Source organism: Pseudomonas sp. R11-23-07 (genome assembly GCF_003852295.1).
In the GTDB taxonomy this organism is placed as follows: Bacteria; Pseudomonadota; Gammaproteobacteria; order Pseudomonadales; family Pseudomonadaceae; genus Aquipseudomonas.
Window position 1 is genome coordinate 3120452 of the sequence record NZ_CP027761.1, and the last position, 26412, is coordinate 3146863.

Annotated in this window: 24 protein-coding genes; 15 read left to right on the forward strand and 9 right to left on the reverse strand. The window is 62.3% G+C overall.

What is annotated here, in order from left to right:
- Nucleotides 1-6 precede the first annotated feature (6 nt).
- The 7 genes from C4J84_RS14185 to C4J84_RS14215 all read left to right on the forward strand — a co-directional run bounded on the left by C4J84_RS14185 (nucleotide 7) and on the right by C4J84_RS14215 (nucleotide 6451).
- Nucleotides 7-828 (forward strand): ABC transporter permease, encoded by an 822-nt coding sequence (locus C4J84_RS14185; RefSeq protein ID WP_124370946.1) that lies wholly within the window; start codon nucleotides 7-9, stop codon nucleotides 826-828.
- Nucleotides 825-1541, forward strand: a complete 717-nt coding sequence (locus C4J84_RS14190; RefSeq protein WP_124435582.1) for an ABC transporter ATP-binding protein — start codon at nucleotides 825-827, stop codon at nucleotides 1539-1541. The genes C4J84_RS14185 and C4J84_RS14190 overlap by 4 nt, the downstream gene beginning before the upstream one ends.
- Before the next feature lie 226 nt (nucleotides 1542-1767).
- Entirely contained in the window at nucleotides 1768-3018 is a 1251-nt protein-coding gene (locus C4J84_RS14195) for a ribonucleotide-diphosphate reductase subunit beta (RefSeq protein ID WP_124367292.1), read from the forward strand.
- A gap of 131 nt (nucleotides 3019-3149) precedes the next feature.
- On the forward strand, nucleotides 3150-3638 hold the full coding sequence (locus tag C4J84_RS14200) for a DUF1289 domain-containing protein (RefSeq protein ID WP_124370948.1): 489 nt from the start codon (nucleotides 3150-3152) through the stop codon (nucleotides 3636-3638).
- Nucleotides 3639-3687: 49 nt separating this feature from the next.
- Nucleotides 3688-4608: a class I SAM-dependent methyltransferase gene (locus tag C4J84_RS14205; RefSeq protein ID WP_124435583.1), complete on the forward strand. Its 921-nt coding sequence runs from the start codon at nucleotides 3688-3690 to the stop codon at nucleotides 4606-4608.
- 148 nt (nucleotides 4609-4756) lie between these two features.
- The gene (gene pcsA / locus C4J84_RS14210; RefSeq protein WP_124363153.1) at nucleotides 4757-5473 is read left to right on the forward strand and encodes a phosphatidylcholine synthase; all 717 of its coding nucleotides are present in this window, start codon (nucleotides 4757-4759) and stop codon (nucleotides 5471-5473) included.
- 198 nt (nucleotides 5474-5671) lie between these two features.
- A complete protein-coding gene (locus C4J84_RS14215) occupies nucleotides 5672-6451 on the forward strand; it encodes a TSUP family transporter (protein ID WP_124370950.1) in 780 nt (259 codons plus the stop codon).
- On the opposite strand, the gene nudC is transcribed toward C4J84_RS14215, so the two are convergent.
- Together nudC and C4J84_RS14225 are read right to left on the reverse strand one after the other, a co-directional pair.
- Entirely contained in the window at nucleotides 6419-7252 is an 834-nt protein-coding gene (nudC, locus tag C4J84_RS14220) for an NAD(+) diphosphatase (protein WP_124370951.1), read from the reverse strand. The two genes, C4J84_RS14215 and nudC, sit on opposite strands and share 33 nt — an antisense overlap.
- A gap of 5 nt (nucleotides 7253-7257) precedes the next feature.
- On the reverse strand, nucleotides 7258-8070 hold the full coding sequence (locus C4J84_RS14225; RefSeq protein ID WP_124435584.1) for a crotonase/enoyl-CoA hydratase family protein: 813 nt from the start codon (nucleotides 8068-8070) through the stop codon (nucleotides 7258-7260).
- Nucleotides 8071-8231: 161 nt separating this feature from the next.
- Here C4J84_RS14225 and C4J84_RS14230 point away from each other — a divergent pair, with 161 nt between their 5' ends.
- The 3 genes from C4J84_RS14230 to C4J84_RS14240 all read left to right on the forward strand — a co-directional run bounded on the left by C4J84_RS14230 (nucleotide 8232) and on the right by C4J84_RS14240 (nucleotide 10556).
- Nucleotides 8232-8786, forward strand: coding sequence for a UPF0149 family protein (locus C4J84_RS14230; protein WP_124435585.1), 555 nt, complete (start codon nucleotides 8232-8234; stop codon nucleotides 8784-8786).
- Nucleotides 8787-8877: 91 nt separating this feature from the next.
- Nucleotides 8878-10134: a 3-phosphoshikimate 1-carboxyvinyltransferase gene (locus tag C4J84_RS14235; protein WP_124435586.1), complete on the forward strand. Its 1257-nt coding sequence runs from the start codon at nucleotides 8878-8880 to the stop codon at nucleotides 10132-10134.
- 32 nt (nucleotides 10135-10166) lie between these two features.
- Nucleotides 10167-10556 carry a hypothetical protein gene (locus C4J84_RS14240; protein ID WP_124429793.1) on the forward strand — a complete coding sequence of 130 codons (390 nt, stop codon included), beginning with the start codon at nucleotides 10167-10169 and terminating at the stop codon, nucleotides 10554-10556.
- A gap of 1 nt (nucleotide 10557) precedes the next feature.
- Here C4J84_RS14240 and C4J84_RS14245 read toward each other — a convergent pair whose 3' ends face one another.
- On the reverse strand, nucleotides 10558-11157 hold the full coding sequence (locus tag C4J84_RS14245; RefSeq protein WP_124435587.1) for an NAD(P)H-dependent oxidoreductase: 600 nt from the start codon (nucleotides 11155-11157) through the stop codon (nucleotides 10558-10560).
- Nucleotides 11158-11229: 72 nt separating this feature from the next.
- On the opposite strand from C4J84_RS14245, the gene C4J84_RS14250 reads away from it, so the two are divergent.
- The gene (locus C4J84_RS14250) at nucleotides 11230-11832 is read left to right on the forward strand and encodes a TetR/AcrR family transcriptional regulator (RefSeq protein WP_124435588.1); all 603 of its coding nucleotides are present in this window, start codon (nucleotides 11230-11232) and stop codon (nucleotides 11830-11832) included.
- Nucleotides 11833-11967: 135 nt separating this feature from the next.
- Here C4J84_RS14250 and C4J84_RS14255 read toward each other — a convergent pair whose 3' ends face one another.
- A complete protein-coding gene (locus tag C4J84_RS14255; RefSeq protein WP_124435589.1) occupies nucleotides 11968-12639 on the reverse strand; it encodes a GNAT family N-acetyltransferase in 672 nt (223 codons plus the stop codon).
- Between the two features lie 176 nt (nucleotides 12640-12815).
- Between C4J84_RS14255 and C4J84_RS14260 the strand changes: the two genes are divergently transcribed.
- Both C4J84_RS14260 and C4J84_RS14265 read left to right on the forward strand, forming a co-directional pair.
- The gene (locus C4J84_RS14260) at nucleotides 12816-13667 is read left to right on the forward strand and encodes a CAP domain-containing protein (RefSeq protein ID WP_124363163.1); all 852 of its coding nucleotides are present in this window, start codon (nucleotides 12816-12818) and stop codon (nucleotides 13665-13667) included.
- Nucleotides 13668-13839: 172 nt separating this feature from the next.
- Complete coding sequence (locus C4J84_RS14265) at nucleotides 13840-16044, forward strand: GAF domain-containing protein (protein WP_124435590.1); 2205 nt, start codon at nucleotides 13840-13842, stop codon at nucleotides 16042-16044.
- Here the strand turns inward: C4J84_RS14265 and C4J84_RS14270 are convergent.
- The 4 genes from C4J84_RS14270 to C4J84_RS14285 form a co-directional block, all read right to left on the reverse strand.
- Nucleotides 16023-17150 (reverse strand): diguanylate cyclase, encoded by a 1128-nt coding sequence (locus tag C4J84_RS14270; RefSeq protein ID WP_124435591.1) that lies wholly within the window; start codon nucleotides 17148-17150, stop codon nucleotides 16023-16025. The two genes, C4J84_RS14265 and C4J84_RS14270, sit on opposite strands and share 22 nt — an antisense overlap.
- Before the next feature lie 90 nt (nucleotides 17151-17240).
- The gene (gene glgB, locus C4J84_RS14275) at nucleotides 17241-19478 is read right to left on the reverse strand and encodes a 1,4-alpha-glucan branching protein GlgB (protein WP_124435592.1); all 2238 of its coding nucleotides are present in this window, start codon (nucleotides 19476-19478) and stop codon (nucleotides 17241-17243) included.
- Nucleotides 19475-22822: a maltose alpha-D-glucosyltransferase gene (gene treS, locus C4J84_RS14280; protein ID WP_124435593.1), complete on the reverse strand. Its 3348-nt coding sequence runs from the start codon at nucleotides 22820-22822 to the stop codon at nucleotides 19475-19477. Before treS ends, glgB begins: the two co-directional genes overlap by 4 nt.
- A gap of 153 nt (nucleotides 22823-22975) precedes the next feature.
- Nucleotides 22976-24964 (reverse strand): alpha-1,4-glucan--maltose-1-phosphate maltosyltransferase, encoded by a 1989-nt coding sequence (locus C4J84_RS14285; protein WP_124370963.1) that lies wholly within the window; start codon nucleotides 24962-24964, stop codon nucleotides 22976-22978.
- 205 nt (nucleotides 24965-25169) lie between these two features.
- On the opposite strand from C4J84_RS14285, the gene C4J84_RS26285 reads away from it, so the two are divergent.
- A complete protein-coding gene (locus tag C4J84_RS26285) occupies nucleotides 25170-25346 on the forward strand; it encodes a hypothetical protein (protein WP_164487537.1) in 177 nt (58 codons plus the stop codon).
- Here C4J84_RS26285 and C4J84_RS14290 read toward each other — a convergent pair.
- Complete coding sequence (locus C4J84_RS14290; RefSeq protein WP_124370964.1) at nucleotides 25324-25815, reverse strand: MgtC/SapB family protein; 492 nt, start codon at nucleotides 25813-25815, stop codon at nucleotides 25324-25326. The two genes, C4J84_RS26285 and C4J84_RS14290, sit on opposite strands and share 23 nt — an antisense overlap.
- A gap of 123 nt (nucleotides 25816-25938) precedes the next feature.
- On the opposite strand from C4J84_RS14290, the gene C4J84_RS14295 reads away from it, so the two are divergent.
- Nucleotides 25939-26178: a DUF3203 family protein gene (locus C4J84_RS14295; RefSeq protein ID WP_124367309.1), complete on the forward strand. Its 240-nt coding sequence runs from the start codon at nucleotides 25939-25941 to the stop codon at nucleotides 26176-26178.
- The last annotated feature ends 234 nt before the right edge of the window (nucleotides 26179-26412 follow it).

Genomic DNA, 26412 nt, shown 5'->3' on the forward strand with positions numbered 1-26412 from the left:
CGCGTGATGACCAGCAAAACCCAAGCCCTGCCACTCGCCCCGCCACGGCAGATCAAGCGTAGCGCCTGGCCGCAACGGCTCAAGGGCCTGGTGTTGCCAGTACTGATTCTGCTGGTGCTGGAGGCGGTGGTGCGCGTGGGCTGGCTGCCGTCGTACCAGATGCCGGCGCCCAGCGAGATCGCCATGACCCTGGCGGACCTCGCCGAAGGCTCCCTGTGGAAACACATCAGCGCCAGCCTGGTGCGGGTACTGCTGGGTTTTGCCATTGGTGCGAGCCTGGCCTTGGTATTCGCCGCCTGGGTGGGCTTGAGCCGCGAAGCCGAGGCCTATCTGGAGCCGACCTTCGCCGGGTTGCGCTCGATCCCGAGCCTGGCCTGGGTGCCATTGCTGCTGCTGTGGCTGGGCATCGACGAGACCTCCAAGATCGTGCTGATCGCGATTGGCGCGTTCTTCCCGGTGTACCTCAATGGCGTTGCGGCCATCCGCGATATCGATCGCAAGCTGGTGGAAGTCGGGCAAATGTATGGGTTCAATCGGCGCCGCCTGGTACGTCGCATCCTCTTACCGGCGGCCCTGCCCGGCCTGTTTACCGGCTTGCGCAGCGGCCTGAGCCTGGCCTGGATGTTTCTGGTGGCGGCCGAGTTGATCGCGGCCACCAAAGGGCTGGGTTACCTGCTCAGCGATGGGCGGGAAACCTCGCGGCCGGATATCGTGCTGGCGGCGATCATCGTGCTGGCGCTGCTCGGCAAGGTCAGCGATGGCCTGCTCGCGGCCCTGGAAAAGCGCTGCCTGGCCTGGCGCGACACCTTCCAGGGAGCCGGACAATGAGTGTGCAACCGCTGCTGGACATTCACGTTGTGCGCAAAAGCTTCGACAGCGCCGCCGTCTTGAACAATGTGCGCCTGGCCCTGCAACCGCGCGAAGCCGTGAGCCTGCTGGGGCCCAGCGGGTGCGGCAAAAGCACCTTGTTGCGCATTGTCGCGGGACTGGACAACGACTACCAGGGCGAACTGCGCAGCCCCAACGGCGAGGTGGCCTTCGTGTTCCAGGAACCACGATTGATGCCCTGGCTTACGGTGGAGCAAAACATCGGATTCAGCGCGGACAATCACTACGACAAGGCCTGGGTCACGCAGTTGATCGAAGAAGTCGGCCTCACGGGTTTTGCCCAGGCGCTGCCTAAGGCGTTGTCCGGCGGCATGGCGCAACGGGTCGCGATCGCACGGGGCCTGTATTCACGGCCGCAGGTGTTGCTGCTGGATGAACCGTTCAGCGCCGTGGATGCGTTCACGCGCATGAAGCTGCAGGACCTGCTGCTGCAACTGGCCGAACACCATGCCATCGCCTTGCTGCTGGTGACCCATGATGTGGACGAGGCGCTGTACCTCAGCGACCGGGTATTGGTGATGGGCATTCGGCCCAGCAGCATTCGCCAGGTGCTGACGGTGGATTTGCCGCACCCGCGAGACCGGCGCGATCCGTCGCTGGCTCGGCTCAAGGCGCTGTGCCTGACCGAGCTGCAACACGCCCACGTCATCTGAGTTTTCCCTTCCAGCGGTCAACGCCCAGGCTCCGACTTGCGCGTTGACCATCGCCGCCACACACCATATAGTGTGCCCACAAACAGAACGGACCACTATATAGTGTGCAGCCTCGGTAATTTCCGACCACACTATGCGCCGTATTTCAATGCCTTGAAGCCTGCAAACCGCATATTTTTTGGACGGTTCCACGCACCGTCAAAACAGATCAGGAAGGAGTATTTCGATGCTGAGTTGGGATGAAGTCGACAGCGAAGACAGCGTTGCCCCCGTGATCAAAGGCGCCAACGCCGGCCACGCCACCGAAGCCAACATGGACCGCCTTGACGGTGCCGGCGCTGCCGCCGCCATCGAAGCCCGCGCCGTCACCGCCAATGACTCCGCGGCCATCGTGCGCGCCAAGGCAGCCCTGGACAAACTCGACGTCGCCGAAGGCCTCGCCGAACTCGAAGGCGCCTCCGCCCGCGTCGCCGTTGACGAAAAGCGCATGATCAACTGCCGCGCCGACCTCAACCAACTCGTGCCCTTCAAGTACGACTGGGCCTGGCAGAAATACCTCGACGGCTGCGCCAACCACTGGATGCCGCAAGAGGTCAACATGACCGCCGACATCGCCCTGTGGAAAGACCCCGAAGGCCTGACCGACGACGAACGCCGCATCGTCATGCGCAACCTGGGCTTCTTCTCCACGGCGGATTCGTTGGTCGCCAACAACCTGGTGCTGGCCGTGTACCGCCTGATCACCAACCCGGAGTGCCGCCAGTACATCCTGCGCCAGGCCTTCGAAGAAGCGATCCACACTCACGCTTACCAGTACTGCATCGAATCGCTGGCCATGGATGAAGGCGAGATCTTCAACATGTACCACGAGATTCCATCGGTCGCCAAAAAGGCCGCTTGGGGCCTGAAGTACACCCGCTCGATCTCCGATCCGAAGTTCGAAACCGGCACCGTCGACACCGACAAGGAACTGCTGCGCAACCTGGTCGCCTACTACTGCGTGCTGGAAGGCATCTTCTTCTATTGCGGCTTCACCCAGATCCTCTCCATGGGCCGCCGCAACAAAATGACCGGCGTGGCCGAGCAGTTCCAGTACATCCTGCGCGATGAGTCGATGCACCTGAACTTCGGTATCGATGTGATCAACCAGATCAAAATCGAAAACCCGCACCTGTGGGATGCCGAGATGAAGGAAGAAGCGACCCAGATGATCCTGCAAGGGACCCAGCTGGAGATCGAATATGCGCGCGATACCATGCCACGTGGGGTGCTGGGGATGAATGCGGCGATGATGGAGGACTATCTGAAGTTCATCGCGAATCGTCGGTTGTCGCAGATTGGGTTGAAGGAAGAGTATCCAGGCACGACTAACCCGTTCCCGTGGATGAGCGAGATCATGGACTTGAAGAAAGAGAAGAATTTCTTTGAGACCCGTGTGATCGAGTATCAGACCGGCGGCGCGTTGAGCTGGGATTGATTTAACAGCACAGATCCAACATGTGGGAGGGGGCTTGCTCCCGATAGCGGTGTATCAGTCACAGCTGCTTTAACTGAACCACTGCTATCGGGAGCAAGCCCCCTCCCACCTTGGAAACGAAATTGCCCTTTATGCCCAACCAAACCATCAAGACGCCCTGTGTAGGCCTGTGTTCCACCGTCTACGGTGACCTGGTCTGCCGGGGCTGCAAGCGTTACCACCACGAAGTGATCCAGTGGAACGGCTATAACGCCGAGGAAAAACACGCGGTGTGGCTGCGCCTCGAGCAGTTGCTGGTGCAGGTCATGGCCAGCAAGCTGGAAGTGGTCGACCCGCAGCGTCTGCGCCAACAACTGGAAGACCGCAAGATTCGCTTCATGCCGCAACAGTCGCCGTATTGCTGGGCATACCAGCTGATTGCGCGGGGTGCGCGGGTGATGTCGAAGCTGGACGCCTATGGGTTGGCGTTGCTGCCGGAGTTTCGTGAACGTAGCCTCACGGACCTGCGCGATGCGATTGACCGGGAGTTTTTCCTGCTGTCCGAGGCGCATTACGAGCGCTATATCGCGCCGGTTTTTCTGCGCGATTCCTTTGGTCCAGCCCTGATCGCCACGCTCTGACGCGCAATTGTGTTTAAAATGCCGCCCGCTCAACGACTGACGCTCAACGATGACCCCAGACGCACTCGCTACCCTGCACGCCCATCTGCTCACCGCCCTGGCCAGCGCTCCGGCTGAAACCCGGCGCCTGTTTCACGGCCGTGGCCGCTGCTGGCCGGGCCTTGAGCAGGTGACGGTGGACTGGCTGCAAGGTGTGGTGCTGGTAGCGCTGTTCAAGGAAACCGAGCATCTGCAGGCCTTGAAGCAGCAGTTGTTGCAGGTCGACTGGGCCGGCTTCGGCGCCCATACCGTAGCGCTGCAACACCGCTACCTGCCGCAAAGCACCACCGAGTGGCTGGTGGGCGAGGCAATCGATGAGCTGACCATCACCGAAGGCGGCCTGCGTTACCTGATCGACCTGGGTAAAAAGCAGAACAGCGGCCTGTTCCTCGACATGCGTTACGGGCGCAACTGGGTGCGCGAGCAGGCCAGGGGCCAGCGCGTGCTTAATCTGTTCGCCTACACCTGCGGATTCTCCGTGGCCGCTATCGAAGGCGGCGCCGACCATGTGGTGAACCTGGACATGGCCCGTGGCGCCCTGAGCCGTGGCCGCGACAACCATCGCCTGAATGGCCACGACCTGAGCAAGGTAAGCTTTCTGGGCCACGACCTGTTCAAGTCTTGGGCCAAAGTCACCAGCAGCGGTCCCTATGACCTGGTGATCATCGACCCGCCCTCCTTTCAGAAGGGCAGCTTTCTGTTGACCAAGGATTACCAGCGCGTACTGCGCCGCCTGCCGGATTTGCTCACGGCCCAGGGCACGGTGCTGGCGTGCATGAACGATCCGGCCTTTGGCGAGGACTTCCTGATCGACGGCGTCACCCGCGAGGCACCGGGCCTGCGCTTTGTAGAACGCCTGGCAAACCCACCGGAATTCCCGGATATCGACCCGCAAAGCGGGTTGAAGGCCCTGGTGTTTCGCCAAGGCTGATGCCGAAAAGTCCTACGCTTGCTACGCTAAGGCATACGCCGGGCGGTGAACCTTATCCCTGCCTTCCCGGTCGATACCTGCATTCCCCGGCCAGACTCGACAGCGTTACGCTGTCGGCTGCCCCGTTTGACCCTTTGGAGAACCGCCCGTGATATCGACCCTGCATGTAGCCAGAATCAAAGCCTGGGGCGCCCACGGCTTTACCGCCACCGGTGTGGTACTGGCATTCCTGGCCACCCTGGCGCTGCTGGAAAATTCCCCCAAGGCCTGCTTGCTGTGGCTGGGCCTGGCACTGGTGGTGGATGGCGTCGACGGCTCCCTGGCGCGACGGGTCAACGTCAGCACGGTATTGCCCAGCTTTGACGGCTCGGTATTGGACCTGGTGATCGATTACCTCACCTACGTATTCATCCCCGCGCTGTTTATCTACCGCTATATCGACCTGCCGGACTTCACCCACCTGTTTGCGGTGTCGGTGATCCTGGTGTCGTCGCTGTTCTGCTTCTGCAACGTCAACATGAAGAGCAAGGACAACTATTTCGTCGGCTTCCCGGCGGCATGGAACGTGGTGGCCTTGTGTGTGTACATCATCCAGCCCGACGCCTGGATCACCTTGCTCACCGTAATCGGCCTGGCGCTGCTGACCGTGACGCCGATGAAGTTCCTGCACCCGTTCCGGGTCAAGCGGTTCATGCCGATCAATATCGCGGTAACCACAATCTGGCTGCTGTGCAGCTTCCTGATGGTGGTGGATTATCCGAACACCAACCCGTGGACGTTCGGGTTATGGTCGCTGATGTCGGCGTACTTCCTGGGCATTTGCATCTGGCGCACCGCGCTGGAGTGGATGGGCACCCACAAATAACCCAAGCGAACACTGTTAAAAATGTGGGAGGGGGCTTGCCCCCGATGACGGTGTGTCAGTAGCACTCAAGCTCGCTGACCCACCGCTATCGGGAGCAAGCCCCCTCCCACATTGGGTTCTGCTCACTCATTTGGATCTGCGCACATCCGGCAGGTAAGATGGCGGGCCTGCGTGCCCACCCAACAATAAGCCCTGCCCATGCCCTTCGAACTCAGCGTTGACCTGACCACCCTCGCCATTCTCGCCGTCGTGGCTTTTATCGCCGGCTTCATCGACGCCATCGCTGGCGGAGGTGGCTTGCTTACCACCCCTGCCCTGTTGACCGCTGGCATGCCGCCGCATCTGGTGCTGGGCACCAATAAACTCAGTTCCACCTTTGGCTCGGCCACCGCCAGCTTCACCTTCTACCGCCGCAAGCTGTTCCACCCGCGCCAGTGGGTGCATGCCATCGTCGGCACCTTGATCGGCGCGCTGACCGGCGCTGTGGTCGCGCACTATTTGCCCGCCGAGACCCTGAACAAGATGCTGCCGGTGATCGTGTTCGCCTGCGGGGTGTACCTGCTGTTCGGCGGCACGCCCAAGGCACCGCTGGACGCCGAGGCGCCGATCAAGAAGAAATGGCAGGCCACCCAGGGCTTCGGCCTGGGCTTCTACGACGGCGTGGCCGGGCCCGGGACCGGTGCGTTCTGGACCGTGAGCACCATGCTGCTGCACCCGATCGACCTGGTGAAGGCCAGCGGCGTGGCGCGCAGCATGAACTTCGTCAGCAATGCGGCGGCGCTGACGGTGTTTATCATCAACGGCTCGGTGGACTGGGTGGTCGGCCTGGCGATGGGCGTCTCGGTAATGGGCGGCGCGTTCTTTGGCGCGCGCAGCGCAATCAGCGGCGGCGCCAAGTTCATTCGCCCGGTATTTATCACCGTGGTGCTCGGCCTGACGGTGCGCCTAGCCTGGCAGCACTGGTTCAGCGTGGCCTAAGCGACGGGCCACATACAGGTCGATCAGGTAACGCGCAATCGAGCGTGACGCCGGCAGCGGCGGCAGGTCGTGGATGTTGAACCACTGCGCGTCTTCGATCTCGTCGGCCTGGGGCACAATATCGCCACCGGCATACTCGGCATGGAAACCCAGCATCATCGAATGCGGGAACGGCCAGCACTGGCTGCCCATGTACTGCAGGTTCTTTACCTCGAGCTGCACTTCTTCGCGCACTTCGCGGATCAGGCAGTCTTCGGCCGACTCACCCGGCTCGGCAAAGCCGGCCAGGGTGCTGTAGACCCCGGTGACAAAGCGTGGCGAACGCGCCAGCAGAACCTCATCGCCACGGGTCACCAGCACGATCATGCTCGGCGAAATTCGCGGATAGCTGCGCAGGTCGCAGGGTTGGCAGTACATCGCCCGCTCCCGTGGCACCTGGACCATGGCCTGGCCGCAACTGCCGCAGAACCGATGCTCGCGCGCCCAGGTGCCGATCTGCGCGGCATAGCCCAGCACTTTGTACAGGGTGTGATCGCCTTGCAGCATAAAGCCGCGCAGGCCTTGCCAGCTGCAACCCGGTACTTCGCCAGCGCTGTCGAGTTCCAGCAGGTACACCGGCTCGCCATCGAGGTGGCCGATGCCGTGTTCGGCAAACACCGACAGGTCCTGGCGCTTGAGCCATTCCCGAGGGAACAGAGGCCCATTGGCATCCTGCAAAAAGCCGTCGCGGCTGCGGGCGACGGCCCAGCCGCCGGCAGCGTCATTGTCCAACAGCGTTGTGGTAATCCAGCCTGGGGTCATATCGATCAATCCAAGAATTCGGGTGCCTGCTTGCTCATATGGGCCGCGATGGCTACGCGCAGGTCGTTGGATTGCAACATAGCCGAGTTCCAGGTGGCAATGTATTCCAGGCCGTCGTTGAGGGTGTGGTCGCGCATATAGCTGATCATCGCCTTGGTGCCGGCCACGGCAATCGGCGACTTGGTGGCGATTTCATCGGCAATGGCCATGACGCCGGCCAACAGGCTTTGCTGGTCGGCAAACACGCGGTTGACCAGGCCGATGCTGCGCGCTTCCTCGGCACCGAACTGACGACCGGTGTAGGCCAGTTCGCGCAACATACCGTCGCCGACGATGCGGGGCAGGCGTTGCAAGGTGCCGACGTCGGCGGCCATGCCCATGTCGATTTCCTTGATCGAGAACTGCGCGTCCTCGGCGGCGTAGCGCATGTCGCAGGCGCTGATCAGGTCAATGGCGCCGCCGATGCAGTAGCCGTGGATCGCGGCCAGTACCGGCTTGCGGCAGTTGTCGACCGCATTGAACGAGGCTTGCAGCCCGAGGATCTTGCGCCGCAGCAGACGCGCATTGCGGCCCACATCCTTGCCCAACTCATTGGCCACCGAGGCCAGCAGCATCAGGTCGATGCCGGAAGAAAAATGCTTGCCGGCACCGCTGAGCACCACGGCGCGCACGGCATCGGTGTCGTCGACCCATTGGAAGATCTCGATGATTTCGCTCCAGAACGCCGCGTTCATCGCGTTGATCTTTTCCGGGCGATTGATCTGCACATGGGCAACGTTGCCGCTGAGTTCCACAACGAACGCTTGGTATTCGGACATGGCCGTGATCCCTGACTGGCGAGTGATAAGGCCCGAACTATAACAAGGGCAGGCAACGGCGCATCGGCCAAAAGCGGGACTGGCTAAAAACCTTGCCAGGCGCCATCCTTGGCGCTTTAAGCCGCCCCACTGCGGCGTTCGACGTTTGAAGGATATGCCCCATGCACGCCCAGCCGCTCACCCCCGCCGAGTTCGACCAGATCGAAGAAACCCTGCTCAAGTACGGCGACGACCATTCGGTGCTCAACGTCGCCGAACTCGACGGCTACTTCACCGCGCTGGTATCGAGCCCGACGCAGGTGGATATCGCCGAGTGGTTTCCGGCCATCTGGGGCGGGCAGAACCCGGACTGGGAAAGCCCCGAAGAGGCCGGGCAGGTCCTGGACCTGTGTGTACGCCACTTCAATACGCTGGCGGCGCAACTGGCTGGCAATTCCAAGGCGTTCAAGGCGCTGTTCGATGAAAAAGAGCACCACGGCCAGTCCGTGACCCTCGCCGAAGAATGGTGCTTCGGCTATATCCGTGGCGCGGCCATCGGCAACTGGCCGCCGCTGCCCGCCGAACTGGCCACTCAGTTCGAGAAAATCTCCTGGTGCGCCGAGCAGGATAATTTCGAATTGCCGGCGGACCTGGATGTGCAGGCCCATCAGCAGCGGGTCAGCGAAATCGAACCGGCGGCGCGGGCGCTGCACGATTACTGGCTGAGCAAGCGCTAAATCTCGACAAGCACCGCACCTTTGGCCGATTATTCGGGTCCGCCCCGTCGGCCACTCCATGCCACCTCGCCTTGATCAGGAGCCTTGTCCCTTGAGTTCGCAGAAAACCGTGACCGTTACCCCGCCCAACTTTCCTCTCAATGGCAAGGTCGCGCCCCCCGGCTCCAAATCCATTACCAACCGCGCCCTGCTGCTGGCGGCCCTGGCCAAGGGCACCAGCCGCTTGAGCGGCGCCCTGAAGAGCGACGACACCCGTCACATGTCGGTGGCCCTGCGGCAGATGGGCGTGACCATCGACGAGCCGGACGACACCACGTTCGTGGTCACCGGCCAGGGCAAACTGCACTTGCCGCCACAACCGCTGTTCCTCGGCAATGCCGGCACCGCCATGCGCTTTCTCACCGCTGCCGTGGCAACCGTGCACGGCACCGTGGTGCTGGACGGCGACGCGTACATGCAAAAGCGCCCGATCGGGCCGCTGCTCGCCACCCTCGGCCAGAATGGCATCCAGGTCGACAGCCCGACCGGCTGCCCACCGGTGACCGTGCACGGCGTGGGCAAGGTCCAGGCCAAGCGTTTCGAGATCGATGGCGGGCTGTCCAGCCAGTATGTCTCGGCGCTGCTGATGCTCGCGGCATGCGGCGAAGCGCCGATTGAAGTCGCCCTGACCGGCAAGGACATCGGCGCCCGTGGCTATGTGGACCTGACGCTGGACTGCATGCGTGCCTTCGGCGCCCAGGTGGAAGCCGTCGACGACACCACCTGGCGCGTGGCCCCGACCGGCTACACCGCCCATGATTACCTGATCGAACCCGACGCCTCCGCAGCCACCTACCTGTGGGCCGCAGAGGTGTTGACCGGCGGCCGTATCGACATCGGTGTCGCCGCCGAGGCGTTCACCCAGCCGGACGCCAAGGCCCAGGCGGTGATCGCCCAGTTCCCGCACATGCAGGCCACGGTGGTGGGCTCGCAAATGCAGGACGCCATCCCGACCCTGGCGGTGCTTGCCGCGTTCAACAATACGCCGGTGCGTTTCACGGAACTGGCCAACCTGCGCGTCAAGGAATGTGACCGCGTGCAGGCGCTGCACGACGGCCTCAACGCAATCCGTCCGGGCCTGGCGACCATCGAGGGCGACGATCTGCTGGTTGCGGCTGACCCGGCCCTGGCAGGCACGTCCTGCAACGCCTCGATCGATACCCACGCCGACCACCGCATCGCCATGTGCTTTGCCCTGGCCGGGCTGAAAGTCGCGGGCATTCGCATCCAGGACCCGGACTGCGTGGCCAAGACTTACCCTGGGTACTGGAAAGCCCTGGGCAGCCTTGGCGTAACGCTCAGCTACTAAGACAAAAGCGCAGGTTCAGGGAGGGCACGCACATGACCATTCGCCAGCCCTGCCCGCCCGGCGTCTGTGACTGCGAGCGCGAACGTTTGCTGGAGGCGCCCGAGCCCGACCTGCGCATTCTCAACCTGACACGCCAGGAAGAAAAACGCCTGCTCGAGCGCCTGGAGAACCTCAAGAGCCTGCAGGACCTTGAGCATCTGCAGCAGCGGATGTTCGAACAGTTGGGCATCCGCCTGCATATCGCGCCGGGCCACACCGAGGTCAAGAGCATGCGCGGGATCCAGATCGTCATCGACGAGCTGCCCGGCCTGTGTCGCAAGACCCGCCAATCGATTCCGGCGGCGATCCGTCGCGGCCTGGAGAAGCAGCCCGAGATTGCCTACCGCTTGCTGGACGCCCACGACCTGTTTCGCGACGCTTGAATCACCCCGCTACCGTCTCGCGCACAAACAGCGTCTGCCCTGTCTCCCTGGCCTTGCGCAGATGCGCCTGGGCACTGTCGCTTTCCGACTCCAGCAGCAACTGCGAGGTCAGCACCTGCGCTCCGCAGTAGTCGAAGATCCCGTAATCGATCTGCGTGCGCATGGCCTGGGCATAACCGTGCCGGTCGAAGGCATCGGGATCGGCAGCCCCCAGGGCCAGCAGGTGCACCTGCAAGTGCCGCAACTTCTTGGTCACCGGTGTATCGGGGCCGTAATCGATCGCCCAGCCGTTGACGAAGACACGGTCGATCCAGCCCTTGAGCAACGCCGGCATGGACCACCAGTAGATCGGGAACACCACGACCAACGCGTCGGCGCGCTCGATGCGGGCCTGTTCGGCGAGGACATCCGCTGGCGGCGTGGCGCGGCTGCGGTGTACCCGGTGGTCGGCGGCGGTGTAGCGCGGGTCGAAACCTTCGGCCGCCAGGTCGGCGATTTCAAAGGTGTGCCCGGAGGCGCTCAAACCGCCACCCACCTGCGCGGCCACGCTATGGGTAAGGGATTGGCTGTCGTGATGAGCCACAACGATGAGTGCATGCATGACATTGACTCCTTTTAGGCTTAAGCTACTTTTAGTAAGTTACTCCGTTTAAGTTACTTTTGGTATATAAGCATGTCAAGCGAACAATCCCCTGCCCCGCGTCGGCGTCTTTCCCGCGAAGAACGCCTGCAACAGTTATTGGAAACCGCCTGGCAACTGGTGCGCGAGGAAGGCACCGACGCCCTGACCCTGGGGCGCCTGGCCGAGTTGGCCGGAGTGACCAAACCGGTGGTGTACGACCATTTCGTCACGCGCTCTGGCCTGTTGGCCGCTCTGTATGAAGATTTCGATGGGCGTCAGAACCAAGTGTTTGTCGACGCCATCGAAGCCAGCAGCGCGACGCTTGGAGCGCGTGCGTGGGTGATTGCCTCGTCCTATGTGGATTGCGTGTTGCTGCAGGGTCGCGAGATTCCAGGGGTGACGGCGGCGCTCAGTGGCTCGCCGGAGCTGGAGGCGCTCAAGCGCAAGTACGAGGCCATCTTTCTCGATAAATGCCGCGATGCCCTGGCGCCCTTCGCGCCGGGTGGCACGCTTTCCCAAGCAGGCCTGCGCGCCATGCTGGGCGCGGCCGAAGCCTTGTCCCATGCCGCAGCCAGCGCGGAAATCAGCCGCGAAGAAGCGCAACAGGAACTGCTGGCGACCATCCTGGCGATGGTCAAGCGCGGCGCCGCCTGAGACCGCGACGGTCGTCAACTAAAAGCAGATCAATGTGGGAGGGGGCTTGCTCCCGATAGCGGTGGTTTAGTCGATTGATAGGTGACTGACACACTGCCATCGGGAGCAAGCCCCCTCCCACACTGTCACCGGTTCTCAACCCAAGCGTTCGTCTACAAACCGCTGCACCTTGCGCGTCAATTGATCCAGGTGCCGGTCGCGCTGCTTTTCCGCGTCCACCATCGCGCGCTTCCCGTGCTTTTGCAGCAGGTAGGTATGGATCTGCCGCACTTCCAGTGAGCTGTAGATAGCCGCCACGTCGAGCACGCCCATCAACCCATCGGTGCCGTAGTCCCGCGTATTCATCAGCACTTGGGTGCCACGCGCGCCGCGCACCTGGAAGCCCATCGCTTCGAATGCGGCAACCTTCTCCACCGAGCACGCCAGCTCCCCATGGGGATAGCGTGCCAACACGTCACCCAGCATGGCCCGGGCCACGCCTTGGCGCCTGAACCCCGAGTGCACGGCCATAAAGGCCACGCCACAGGCCTGAGGGTCGTGCTTCACCGGGAGGTACAGGCAAAACCCAATGACGGTCTCCTCCTGCATCGCCACGACCAGCTCAACGCTGATGCCCTTCGATCCATCCAGCGCCTCCAGGTACAGGTGCACCTCAAACCCGATGGCGTACTGGTAAATGTTGTAGAGCAGGTTGCTGGGCGCCAGTGCCACGCTGCTGATGTCGGTGAGGTTGTCGACCACCAGCTGCAGGATCTGGCTGTTGACCGATTCGGGGCACGGCGTGGTGTAGCGGGTAAGGCTGAACATGCAAATTCCTGGGGTTTCACGTCAAGGCAGTGGCGATTGTACCTGTTGCACGCCGTGAAGCCTCGGCCCTCAACCGCCGGCACTCAAGCATTGAACAAAAAAAGTTCGGACCAACGGGTGCATGCACGCACCTGGATCGCGCATCATGGGCACTTTCAAGCTCAAGGGTAACGTCCATGCGCGTTCTGTCATTGATGATGGGTCTTACGACGCTGGCCGCCAGTACGGTGTTCTGCGCCAGCGCGATGGCGAATGAAGAAAGTCAGTTGGTGCAACAGATCAACCAGTACCGCAGCCAGGTGCAGCGCTGCGGCGACCAGGGTTCCCAGGAGTTGCCGCCGCTGAACAGTGATACACGGCTGGTGCTGCCGGCCACCAATGTCGGCGATTTGCAGCAGTCGCTGGCGCGGGCCGCGTACCCCATGGTCAACGTGCAGGCCATCAGCCTGTCCGGGCCCAGGGATGCCGAGGCCGCCATGAAAGCGGTGCGTGAAAGCTTCTGTCGCGTGGTACTCGACCCGCAATTCGTCGACATCGGCGTGAGCAACAGCGGCCAGGACTGGCGCATCGTGCTCGCCCGCCCGCTGCTGACCAGCGGCCTGGGCGATTGGCAGACCGAAGGCCGCAAACTGCTCGACCTGATCAACGCCGCCCGCGCCCAGCCGCGCCAGTGCGGCACCCAGGCGTTCACCGCGACCACGCCGCTGTCGTGGAACGACGATCTGGCCGGTGCCGCCAACAGCCATACCCGCAACATGGCCAACGGCAACTTTTTCGATCACCTCGACCACGACGGCCGTACCCCCGGCGACCGCGCCGAGCTGGCCGGGTATATCGCAAAAAACATCGGTGAAAACATCGCCGCCGGCCTCGATACCCCACGCAAGGTGCTCGACGGTTGGCTCGCCAGCCCCGGCCATTGCGCCAACCTGATGAACCCGCAATTTCGTGAATTGGGCGCGGCCTATGCAATGGACCCGAAAAGCGATGCGGGCATCTACTGGACGGGGCTGTTCGGCGCGCAATAACGGTGGGCGGCGGCCCGGCCCTGCGACGACTCGCCCCGCCAAATGAGCAATGAAATCAAAGTGCTATCTAGGAGATAATCGCGCTGAACTGATCCAGGTCAGGCCGGTCTGTTGCTAGTCGGTCTGACCTCTTCAAAGCCTAACAACGCGTAGCGAGCAAGGTGTGAACCCAATGATGAATTGGCTGCAAGGCAGCAGCGTAATGGCAGAGCGGGTTCGTCGGCATGATTGGGCCAGTACGCCCCTGGGGCCGGTTGAACACTGGCCGGACGTGTTGAAGACAACCGTTGCGCTGTGCTTCGCCTCCAGCTTTCCCCAAGCCATCGTCTGGGGGCCTGAGTTGATCACGCTCCACAACGATGCATTCGTGCCGATCCTGGGCAACAAGCCCGACGCCCTGGGCCGTCCGTTCAACGAGGTGTGGCACGAGGCATGGGATGACATCCGCCCTATCGCCGACACCGCGTTCGCCGGGCAGGCCACCTATATCGAAAACTTTCCGCTGTTGATCCTGCGTGACGACACGCCTGAACAAGCGTATTTCACCTTTTGCTACAGCCCGATCCGTGATGCAAAAGGCGCGGTGGTGGGGTTGCTCGATACCGTCACCGAAACCACCGCCACGGTCTTCCTCACCCGGCGCCTGGCCGTGCTGGACGCCATCGGCAACAGCGTCGCCACGGCCACCGACCCCGAAACAATCATGATGTCGACCACCCGCCTGCTGGCCGAACACCTGCAAGTGTCGATTTGCGCCTACGCCGACATGGAAGACGATCAAGACGGCTTTACCATTCGCGGCGACTGGTCGGCGCAAGGCTCGCCGAGCATCATCGGCCATTACAGCCTGGCTGCGTTCGGTGAGCGCGCGGTGGCCTGCCTGCGCGCCGGCGAGCCCCTGGTGATCGGCAATAACCTGCTCGAGTTGCCGCCCCATGAAGCCGCGAACTTCCAGGCACTCGGTGTAACGGCGACCATTTGTATGCCGTTGATCAAAGACGGCCGCCTCACCGCGCTGATGGCCGTGCACGACAAACAGCCCCGCCACTGGTCCTCCTACGACTTGGCGCTGTTGGGCGAAGTCACCGAACGTTCCTGGGCGCATATCGAGCGCGTACGCGCCGATGCTGTGGTGCGTGAGGGCCTGGCGGCCTATACCGAACTCAATGCAACCCTGGAACAGCGCGTCGAAGAACGCACCCGCGCCCTCGCCCAGGCCGAAGCCGCGTTGCGCCAGTCGCAAAAGCTCGAGGCCATCGGCCAACTCACTGGCGGCGTCGCCCATGATTTCAATAACCTGCTGACGATCATTCGCTCATCCGTGGACTTCCTGCGCCAGCCGGGGCTCTCGGAAGAACGCCGGCAACGCTATATGGGCGCGGTGTCCGATACCGTCGAGCGAGCCAGCAAGCTCACCAGCCAACTGCTCGCCTTCGCCCGCCGCCAGCCGTTGAACCCGCAGGTGTTCGATGTCAGCCAACGGGTGCGCAACATCGGCGACATGCTTGAGAGCGTCACCGGCGCACGCATTCATGTGCAGGTGCAATTGCCCGACCAGCCCTGCTATGCGCGCATCGATTCCAGCCAGTTCGAAACCGCCCTGATCAACATCGCCCTCAATGCCCGCGACGCCATGGACGGCCAGGGCAGCCTGATCATCAAGGTCGCCGCCCAGCAGCCGCTGCCGCGCATCCGCGGGGATGCCGAGTCGCGCCTGCCCTACATCGCTATTTCCCTGGCCGACACGGGCGTGGGCATTGCCGGCGATACCGTCGAACGCATTTTCGAGCCGTTCTTCACCACCAAGGCCGTCGGCAAGGGCACCGGATTGGGCTTGTCGCAAGTGTTCGGCTTTGCCAAGCAATCGGGCGGCAATATCGATGTGGCCAGCACCCTGGGGCAAGGCACGGTGTTCACCCTGTACCTGCCCGAGGTGGAAGGCGAAGCCGCGCCCCGGCAGGACGCAGAGCAAGACCTTCCACCGCCGCTGGACCTGGCCCAACGGCATGTACTGATCGTGGAGGACAACCTGGAGGTGGGACGCTTCGCCAGCCAGATCCTCAAGGATCTGGGTTACCAGACCACCTGGGCCACCAACGCCGAACAGGCGCTGACGCTGGCCGGCAACGACGCCCAGGCCTTCGACGCGGTGTTCTCGGATGTGGTGATGCCTGGGATGACTGGCGTCGCCATGGCCAAGCTGATGCGCCAGCGCCGGGCGGACCTGCCGGTGGTGCTGGTCTCCGGATACAGCGAAGAACTGGCGGACAGTGGCTATGAAGGCTTTGAATTCCTCGCCAAACCCTACTCCGCCGAACAGGTTGCGCGCGCGTTGGCCAAGGCCATGGCCAAGGATCAGCCCGCCACGGCCACCTGATTGCGGCCCAGCGCCTTGGCCCGGTACAGCGCCTTGTCGGCGCTGTCCATCAAGCCATACAAGTCCAGCGCCTGGGTATGGGTCGAAGCCAGGCCCAGGCTGGCACTCAACCCCTGCACCGGGTCGGCCCGCAAATCGCCAATGGCCTGGACCAGTTGCTCGGCGATGCTGCGCGCGGTCTCCAGGGAGGTATTGGGCAGCAATATTGCGAACTCTTCACCCCCCAGGCGACCGTACACATCGACCTGGCGAAACGAGGTGCTGATCACACTGCCAATCTGGCGCAACACCTGATCACCGGCCTGGTGACCGTAGGTGTCATTGATGTTTTTGAAGTGATCCATGTCCAGCATCAGCACACACAGCGGCTGCTGCTCACGACGGCACTGGGCATAGAGCGCCTGGGCCTGTTCGAAAAAGGCCCGACGGTTCATCAACCCGGTCAGCTCATCGGTCTGGGAGGCGTGGGTTGAAATGGTGTGGGCGCGCTCCATTTGCCGGGTCAGGCGAAAAGCTTTTTCCAGGGCGTCGGACAGTTTGTGCGTGGCGGCTACCACAAAGGACGAGAACACCAATACCGCCAGCGCCACACCCACCTGCATCGGCGACGGCTGGAACAGCAGCCACAGGGCACAGGGCAACAGCACCAGGCCCATGGACCCCAGCGACATGTAGCGATACGCCGAATAGCAGGACACCGCGCCGACCGACATGCCCACGGCGAACAGCATGACCAGCACCTGGGACACACGGTCATCGACCGGCATCACCGCCAGCGCCCCGCCCCCCCAGATGCCCGCCGACAACATCAGTGTCACCCAGTAACGCCGCTCCCACCGCGCCGGCGTGCGCTCGCTGTCGGGGCAGCGGAACCATTCAAGGAACAATTGCAGGCGCAGCAGTGAGGAACCGGCCAGCAGCACCAGCCATATCAGGATCAGCTGCTGGTCGAAGCGCTCCCAGCACAGCCAGCACAGCATGAGAGCGGCCAGGTAGCTGCCAAACAGCGCCGGGAAGGACTGGCGAAACAGCTGGTGCAAACGGTCGGTGCGCACCTGCTGTTCGATAACACGGTCCGGGTCTTGCCCAAGCCCATGGCTATTCATGCGATTCGCCTGTCTGAGTGCTACGACAAAGGTGCCATTGTGGCACCCTGCCAGTAGCCCGGACAACAGCATCCGTCGCGCCAGGCGCGTTTAACTCTCCTGTGGTCGCAGAATCAACACACCCAAGGGTGGCAGGTTCAGCGACAGCGACACCGGCTGCCCGTGGCGGGGCTCATCCAGGGTCTGTACCGCACCGCCATTACCGAAGTTGGACCCGGCATACATGTCGGCGTCACTGTTGATCACTTCGCTCCAGCGTCCGGCGAAAGGAACACCGACCGCATAGGCCTCACGGGGCACCGGGGTGAAGTTGGCGACGACCAGCACTGGTTTGCCGTCCTTGCTCCAGCGCAGCCAGGCATAGACGCTGTTGATCGCATCGTCGCCAATCAGCCACTGGAAGCCCTGGGGCGCGTCATCCTGCTGGTGCAGCGCCGGTTCCTCGCGGTACAGGCGGTTCAAGTCGCCCACCAGCTTTTGCACCCCACGGTGCTCGGGGTATTGCAACAGGTACCAGTCCAGTTGCTGGTCGTGGTTCCACTCGCGCCACTGGCCGAACTCGCAGCCCATGAACAGCAGCTTCTTGCCGGGGTGCATCCACATGAAACTCAGGTAGGCACGCAGGTTGGCGAACTTCTGCCAGCGGTCGCCGGGCATCTTGTCGATCAGCGAGTGCTTGCCGTGCACCACTTCGTCGTGGGAAATCGGCAGGATAAACCGCTCGGACCAAGCATACACCAGGCCGAAACTCAGCTCGTTGTGGTGATGGGCGCGGTACACCGGGTCTTGCTGGATGTAATGCAGCGAGTCGTGCATCCAGCCCATGTTCCATTTGTAGTTGAAGCCCAGGCCACCTTGCTGGGTGCTTTGGCTCACCCCCGGCCACGCGGTGGACTCCTCGGCGATCACCAGGGCGCCCGGCGCCTCCAGCGCCACCACGTCGTTCAAGTGGCGCAGGAAATCGATGGCTTCCAGGTTCTCGCGGCCACCGTGACGGTTGGGCACCCACTCACCGGCTTTGCGCGAATAGTCGCGATACAGCATCGACGCCACCGCATCCACGCGCAGGCCGTCGACGTGGAAGTGCTTGAGCCAATGCAATGCCGAGGCGAGCATGAAACCGTGCACCTCGGTGCGGCCCAGGTTGTAGATCAGCGTGTCCCAGTCCTGGTGGAAACCTTCCAGCGGGTTGGCGTATTCGTACAGGGCGGTGCCGTCGAATTGGGCCAGGCCGTGGGTGTCCGTTGGGAAATGCGCTGGCACCCAGTCGAGGATCACGCCGATGTCCGCCTGGTGGCAGGCGTTGACGAAATACGCGAAATCTTCCGGCGAGCCAAAGCGTGCGCTCGGCGCGAACTGGGACAAGGCCTGATAGCCCCACGAACCGCCGAAGGGATGCTCCATGATCGGCATCAGCTCGATATGGGTGAAGCCCAGTTGCTGCACATAGGGAATCAGCCGCTCGGACAGTTCGCGCCAGCCGTACTGGCGTGACACTTCCCCGGCCTCGTCCAGCTCGCACTGCCAGGAGCCCACGTGCAACTCGTAGATCGACAGCGGCGCGGTGGATTTCTGTTTGTCACCTCTAGCCTGCATCCACTCATGGTCCTGCCAGTCCACCTGCAACGGTGCGGCGACCTTTGAGGCGGTGTCCGGCGGCAGTTGGGTGGCCAGGGCCATCGGGTCAGCCTTGAGCGGCAAAATGCCGTGGGCACCGAGAATCTCGTACTTGTAGGCCGCCCCCGGTTGCAGGCGCGGGATGAAAATCTCCCACACGCCCGACGGATGGCGCAAGCGCATTGGATGCCGGCGACCGTCCCAGATGTTGAAGTCGCCCACCACCGAGACCCGCCGGGCATTCGGCGCCCACACGGAGAAACGTACGCCCTGCACGCCGTCGACCGTGGTCACTTGAGCGCCCAGGCAACTGCCCAGGTCGCGGTGGTTGCCTTCGGCAAACAGGTACAGGTCCATTTCACCGAGCAGCAATTGGTTGAAGCTGTACGGGTCTTCGGTGATCTGCTCGCCACCGGCCCACTGGATCTTGAGCAGGTAAGCCTGGCGCGTGCTGAAGTGCCCGACGAACAGCCCCGGCACCTGGCTGGCGTCGAGGCTGCCGATCGGCTCGCCACTGTCACGTGCCAGTACCTGGACACTCAAGGCTTCGGGCAGGAACGCGCGGATAAATTGCCCGCCCTGCTCATCATCATGCGGCCCAAGGATCGAGAATGGATCGTGGTGCTCGGCGCGTACCAGCGCCTCGACGTCCTTGGACGCCGGCATTGCAGTCAACTTGGGCTGCAGCGGTTCTCTATGCGTAAAACTCATGACGTCTCCCCACCGCGTGCAGTTTTCGATTCAGGTGTAAGCCCGCTGAGCAAACCGTGCAACCCTTGCAAGGGCACCGGCAACCAGCTCGGGCGATTTTCCGCTTCGTAGGCCACTTCATACGCGGCCTTCTCCAGGCTGAACAACGTCAGCGCGGCGTCCTGGCCGTTGGCATCCTGCCAGTCATGCGCCAGTGTAGCCGTCGCCGCCTGATAAGCCTGGGTAAATGCCTGGCGGGCTTCACTCAGGTAACGCTCGGTCACGCGACGACGCGCGGCGTCGGCTTCCGGCGATTGATCAACCCCTTGCACATTCAGGGCCATGGCCGCTGCGTAATCGAAGGAGCGCAACACCCCACTCACGTCCTTGTAGGGGCTGTGCTTGCCGCGTCGTTCATGCAGCGGGCGCGCCGGTTCGCCTTCAAAGTCGATCAAATAGGCATCGCCCTTGACCACCAGCACCTGGCCCAGGTGCAAGTCACCGTGGACGCGAATCCGCAACCCGCCCAGCGTGGCTTTCGCCAGCGCCTGGACATGGCTGCCGATGGCTTTTTTCTGCGCCAGTAATTCACTGACCAACGCCTGATCGGCGGGGTTCAACTGGCTTTGATTTACTTTGAGCAACTGCAGGGCCCGCTCGATCTGCGCCCCCACGTCCTTGGCCCAGGCCTGGGTGTCCTTGACCGAAGTGACTTCGGGCTTGAAGTCCTTGTTCTGGGTAGGCGCGCCCAACACCATGTGCATCTCGCCCAGACGCTGGCCGAGCAGGCCGGCAAAGTCGGCCAGCTCGCCCAGGGCGTTGTAATGCTGCTCCTGTTCGGAAATCGCCTCGGCCAGTTCGTCGCGAATGGCGCGTTCGAGGTTGTTCTGGGTCCAGCTCCAGGCGTCGCCCTGGTTGCTCAGGTAGCCCTGGGCAATCATCAGCAGGTTGTCCTGGCCCTCGGCGTCGCGCCGGCTCATCGAGCCCATCAACGGCGAAATGTTCGGGTATTCGGCCGCGGTCAGGTAGGCGCTCATTTCCAGTTCCGGGTGCACCCCGGCACTGACTTTGCGGATCAGCTTGAGCACCAGGCTCTCGCCGACCACCACCGAACTGTTGGACTGCTCGGCAGACAAGTAGCGCACCGCTGATTCATCCGTCAGTTGCAAGGCTGCCAGGTGCGGTGTGGCTTCAAAGCGCAGGTCACCCTCGCTGCTATTGAGCACGGTACCGGCCTGCAGGCTTTGAATCACGCTGCGCACGAAATGCTCGAGGCTGAACGCGTCGGTGACCAGCCCTACCTGGCGGCTGCGCCGTACGCGGGCCATTGCCAATTGCTGCGGCAAGGCGCTGGTGAGCTGGTCTTCGCCAAGGAAGCCGAACGGCAGTTGATACCGGCTGGTCTGGCCCGCGCTGGTGACGTCGATCTCGCTGAGCAGCACCGGGTGTTGGGCGTCGCCGAAGCGCACGCCGTAGGCGATATGCACGCTGTCGATGGTGGCGTCCTTACCGGCGAACCAGCGGCGCTTGGGCAGCCAGGCCGGCAACGAAGTGTGCTCCAGGGTGGTGCGGCAGGGTTCTTCCAGTAACTCTTCCATACGTTTTTTCAACACCAATGTCGTGAAGTCAGGAATGCTCTGGGCCGGTTCCACATGCCAGCTCGGCATCTGGTTTTCCGCCGCCAGCACGAACCAATAAAAGCCATAGGGCGCCAGGGTCAGCAGGAAATTCAGTTGGCCGATGGGCGGGAACGCGTTACCGCCGAGCATCTCGACCGGCACCATGCCGGCGAACGCCGACAGATCCAGCTCCGCCGCCTGGGCGCTGCGCGAGACGTTGGCCACGCACAGGATGGTTTCAGTGCGGCCGTCCTCCCCGGTGTATTCACGGGTATAGGCCAGGATGCGGCGATTGCTCGGCGACAGCATTTTCAGGCTGCCCCGGCCAAACGCCTTGGATTGCTTGCGCACCGCCAGCATGCGCCGCGTCCAGTTCAGCAGTGAATGCGGGTCCTGGGCCTGGGTTTCGACGTTGACCGACTGATAGCCGTATTGCGCGTCCATGATCGGCGGCAGCACCAGGCTGGCCGGGTCGGCGCGGGAGAAACCGCCATTGCGGTCGATGGACCATTGCATCGGCGTGCGCACGCCATCGCGGTCGCCCAGGTAAATGTTGTCGCCCATGCCGATTTCGTCGCCGTAGTAGAGGGTCGGCGTGCCGGGCATCGACAGCAACAGGCTGTTGAGCAGTTCCACGCGGCGCCGGTCACGCTCCACCAACGGCGCCAGGCGCCGGCGAATGCCCAGGTTGATGCGCGCGCGACGGTCTGCGGCATAGTAGTTCCACAGGTAGTCGCGCTCTTTGTCGGTGACCATCTCCAGGGTCAGTTCATCGTGGTTGCGCAGGAAAATCGCCCACTGGCAATTGGCCGGAATTTCCGGGGTCTGGCGCAGGATGTCGGTAATCGGAAAGCGATCTTCCTGGGCCAGGGCCATGTACATGCGCGGCATCAACGGGAAGTGGAAGGCCATATGGCATTCATCGCCGTCGTCGCCCTTCCTGTCACCGAAATAGAGTTGGGTGTCTTCGGGCCATTGGTTGGCTTCGGCCAGCAGCATGCGGTCTGGGTAATTCGCGTCGATTTCGGCGCGGATCTGTTTGAGCACCCCGTGGGTTTCGGGGAGATTCTCGTTGTTGGTGCCGTCCCGCTCGATCAGGTAGGGAATCGCATCCAGGCGCAGGCCGTCGATGCCCAGGTCGAGCCAGTAGCGCATCACCGACAGCACGGCTTTCATCACCTGGGGGTTGTCGAAGTTAAGGTCGGGCTGGTGCGAGTAGAAACGGTGCCAAAAGTACTGGCCGGCCACCGGGTCCCAGGTCCAGTTGGACTTCTCGGTGTCGAGGAAGATGATCCGCGTACCGTCGTATTTCTGGTCGTCATCCGACCACACGTAGAAGTCCCGCGCCGCCGAACCCGGTTTGGCCTTGCGGGCGCGTTGGAACCAGGGGTGCTGGTCGGACGTGTGGTTAATCACCAGCTCAGTAATCACCCGCAGCCCACGCTTGTGGGCCTCGGCTATGAAGCGCTTGGCGTCGGCCATGGTCCCGTAGTCGCTGTGTACGCCACGGTATTCGGCGATGTCGTAGCCGTCATCGCGGCGTGGCGAAGGGTAGAACGGCAGCAGCCAGATGGTGTTCACGCCTAGGTCGGCAATGTAGTCGAGCTTGGCGATCAGCCCCGGAAAATCGCCGATGCCGTCGTTGTTGGAATCGAAATAGGATTTGACATGCACCTGGTAAATCACCGCGTCCTTGTACCAGAGCGGGTCCTTGATAAAGGTGGCAGCCTTGGGTTTTTTCGCCATTGGAAACTCCTGAAATGCTCAAACTCTTACAGACTGAACGCGTTCAATGTGGGAGGGGGCTTGCTCCCGATGGCGGCGCTTCAGATAGATGTTCAGTGACTGACACACCACCATCGGGAGCAAGCCCCCTCCCACAGTTGATCTGCGCAAGATTCAGGAAGCAGTGATGCGCCAGATCCCGAACGGCATCTGCGGCTCCAGCCGAGTCCATTGGGTCTTGCCATACCAGGTCCAGCGATGGCCGTTCATCAAGTCTTCACCCTGGGTCTGGGAGTCGTCCGGCAAGCCCATCTCCCATAGCGGCAACTCGAAGTGCGCTTCCTGGGCGTTGTGCGGGTCGAGGTTGATGGCCACCAGCACGAAATTGCTGCCGTCCTCGCTGCGCTTGCCGAAGTACAGGATGTTGTCGTTCCAGGCGTTGTAGAGCTTGAGCCCCAGGTGCGTCTGCAACGCCGGGTTTTGCCGGCGGATGCGATTGAGCTGGGCGATCTCGGCAATGATGTTGCCGGGCGCGGTGAAATCGCGCGGGCGGATCTCGTATTTCTCCGAGTCCAGGTATTCCTCTTTACCCGGCACCGGCGCGGACTCGCACAATTCGAACCCGGAGTACATGCCCCACAGGCCCGAGCCCATGGTGGCCAGCGCGGCGCGGATCAGGAAGCCTGGGCGGCCGGACTCGTGCAGGAAGCCAGGGTTGATGTCCGGCGTATTGACGAAGAAATTCGGCCGGTAGCATTCGCGCCACGGCGACTGGTTCAACTGGGTGAAATACTCACTCAGTTCGGCCTTGGTATTGCGCCAGGTGAAGTAGGTGTAGCTTTGGGAATAACCGACTTTACCCAAGCGCGCCATCATTGCCGGGGTGGTAAAGGCTTCGGCCAGGAAGATCACTTCCGGGTATTTGGCCCGCACGTCGCTGATCAACCATTGCCAGAACGGCAGCGGCTTGGTGTGTGGGTTGTCCACGCGGAAGGTCTTCACGCCCTCTTCCACCCAGCCCACCACGACGTCGCGCAGTTCGGTCCACAGGCCGGGAATCGCATCCGCCGCGTAAAAGTCGACGTTGACGATATCCTGATACTTTTTCGGTGGGTTTTCCGCGTATTTGATCGTGCCGTCCGGACGCCAGTTGAACCAGCCTGGATGCTGCTTGAGCCACGGGTGGTCCTGGGAACACTGGATAGCGAAGTCGAGGGCGATTTCCAGGCCGTGGTCGGCAGCGGCCTTGACCAGACGGCGGAAATCCTCGCGGCTGCCCAGTTGCGGGTGGATCGCCTCGTGCCCGCCCTCTTCGCTGCCGATTGCGTAGGGGCTGCCGGGATCATCGGGGCCGGCGTTCAGGGAGTTGTTCTTGCCCTTGCGATGGCTGCGGCCGATGGGATGGATCGGCGGGAAGTACAGCACGTCAAAGCCCATGTCATGGATCATCGACAAGCGTGAATGCACATCGTTGAAGGTGCCATGGCGGGCCGGATCGTCGGTGATCGAGCGGGGAAACAGCTCATACCAGCTGGCGAACTGGGCGCGCTCGCGCTCCACGTCGATCGGGTACACGCGACTGATGCTCAAATAGGCACGGTGGTCGGCCTGGGTCATCAGGTGTGCACTGTCTTCGTGCAGGAACTGCGCGACCTGCTCGGTTTCCAGCAGGCCGGAGAGTTCGTGATGCAGCAGCATCAAGCGGTCGCGCAGTTCGTTGTCACTGCGTTCGGCGGCCTGCAGCACCAGGCTGCGGCCTTCCTGCAGTTCCAGGCTGACCGGCACCCCGGCTTCGTGCTTTTTGCGCAATTCATAGCAGAAGCTGGCGAAGGTATCGATCCAGGCCTCGATGCAGTATTCATGGGGCCCCTGGGTGGTGACGGTGAATGCACCTTCCCAGCCGTTGTTGCCCACATCGCTCATGACCACGCTGTGCCAGTTTTCCTGCCCGCGCGGGCGCCAGCGCACCAGCACCGCCAGCTGGTCATGGCCATCGGCGAATACTTTACTGGTCACGTTGACGCGCTGGCCAACGACCGCCTTGACGGCAAACTCGCCACCATCGATCACCGGCATGGTGCTTTCAATCGCAATTCTGGGTAATAGCAGCGCCTGGGACAACGGCAATAAAGACTCTTCTGGAACCAGTGTTTCAGCAGTCATCGAGCATATTCCCCTTACGCCCTGTGGACGCTCTGTGCTTGATCCGAATTCTTGAGATGGCGGCGCGCTCGCTGAGCAGGCCCGTATTAGGTCCGAGCCTGGGCTTCGGGCAAAAGTTCAGGTGAATATGCCGCCACCCGGCGGGGAATCAATTCCCACCGACGGCTGTCCACCCATAGAGCAAAGCACAAAGGAGGCCACACCGATGAATATCCCCATCCCGGCTGAAACCCCGGACCCGAACATCGACAACCCGACGCTGCCCCCCACGGAGCCAGAACCGATTCCGGAAAAAGAACCGCCGGAGAACGAGCCGCCACCGGTGCAGGAACCGCCGACCACGATGCCGCCTGTGATCGTCAGTCCTTCTCGAAACGCTTGACGATTTTCGGCATCACGCTGAACACCGCCAGGGCCAGCAAGGTACTGAGTACCGCTGTCGATTCCCGGCCCAGACCGGCCGAGACCCCAATCGCAGCGGTCATCCACAAACCGGCGGCGGTGGTCAGGCCCTTGACGTGTCCGGCATCGTCATCCTTGCCCTTGATGATGGTGCCGGCCCCCAGGAAGCCAATCCCGGCAATCACACCCTGGACCACCCGGCTCATGGCATCGGCCTGATTGCCGGACATCTGCGGCACCATCACAAACAGTGCTGCGCCCAACGCCACCAGCATATGGGTGCGCACCCCGGCGGCCTTGCCCTTGCTCTCCCGCTCAAACCCGAGAATGCCACCGAGTAGCGCGGCCATCAGCAGGCGCACGGTCATCTGGGTGAGCTGTCTGGCGTCGCCGATATCGGCAAATTCAGCCTGCAATGTTCGCCACGCTTCATGCAACCAAGCGTCCATGGATGCCCTCCTGTGTTTTTTATAGGTAAAGGATGGACAGCGGCGACCGCCAGTCAGTTGCGCGGAACCTGCATACAACCGCAACACCCTAACCTTCATCGCCCATGAACAAAGGAGACCGGCATGTCCCTACGTATCGAAGATCAGCTGTGCTATTTCACGCTCGGTGACAATGCTCAGGAACACAGCGTGCCTGCGACCCGAGTCAATATCGCGACCGACACCGAAAAATCCATGTCGTATGTGGAATTGGCGGCTGAACGGATCTACATCACCGAAGCTGAGGCCGACGCCCTGACCGTTGCGGGGGCCCATGATGGGCGTCAGCATGTGAAGGCTGATGCACCTGGCTCGGTGATTTGACTGAGGTAATTTAACTGAGCTGTGCAGTACCTGTGGGAGGGGGCTTGCTCCCGATAGCGGAGGGTCAGTTATCTGATGTATCAACTGACCCAGCGCTATCGGGAGCAAGCCCCCTCCCACATTTTGAGTCGGTTTCGTCAGTGAGCGCTCGGCTAGTCGAGCCATCTGATCCGCTTTTTGTCGCACTACATGATTCTGTTATGCAATCAGAGGTGCGGGTATAGTCCCCGGGGG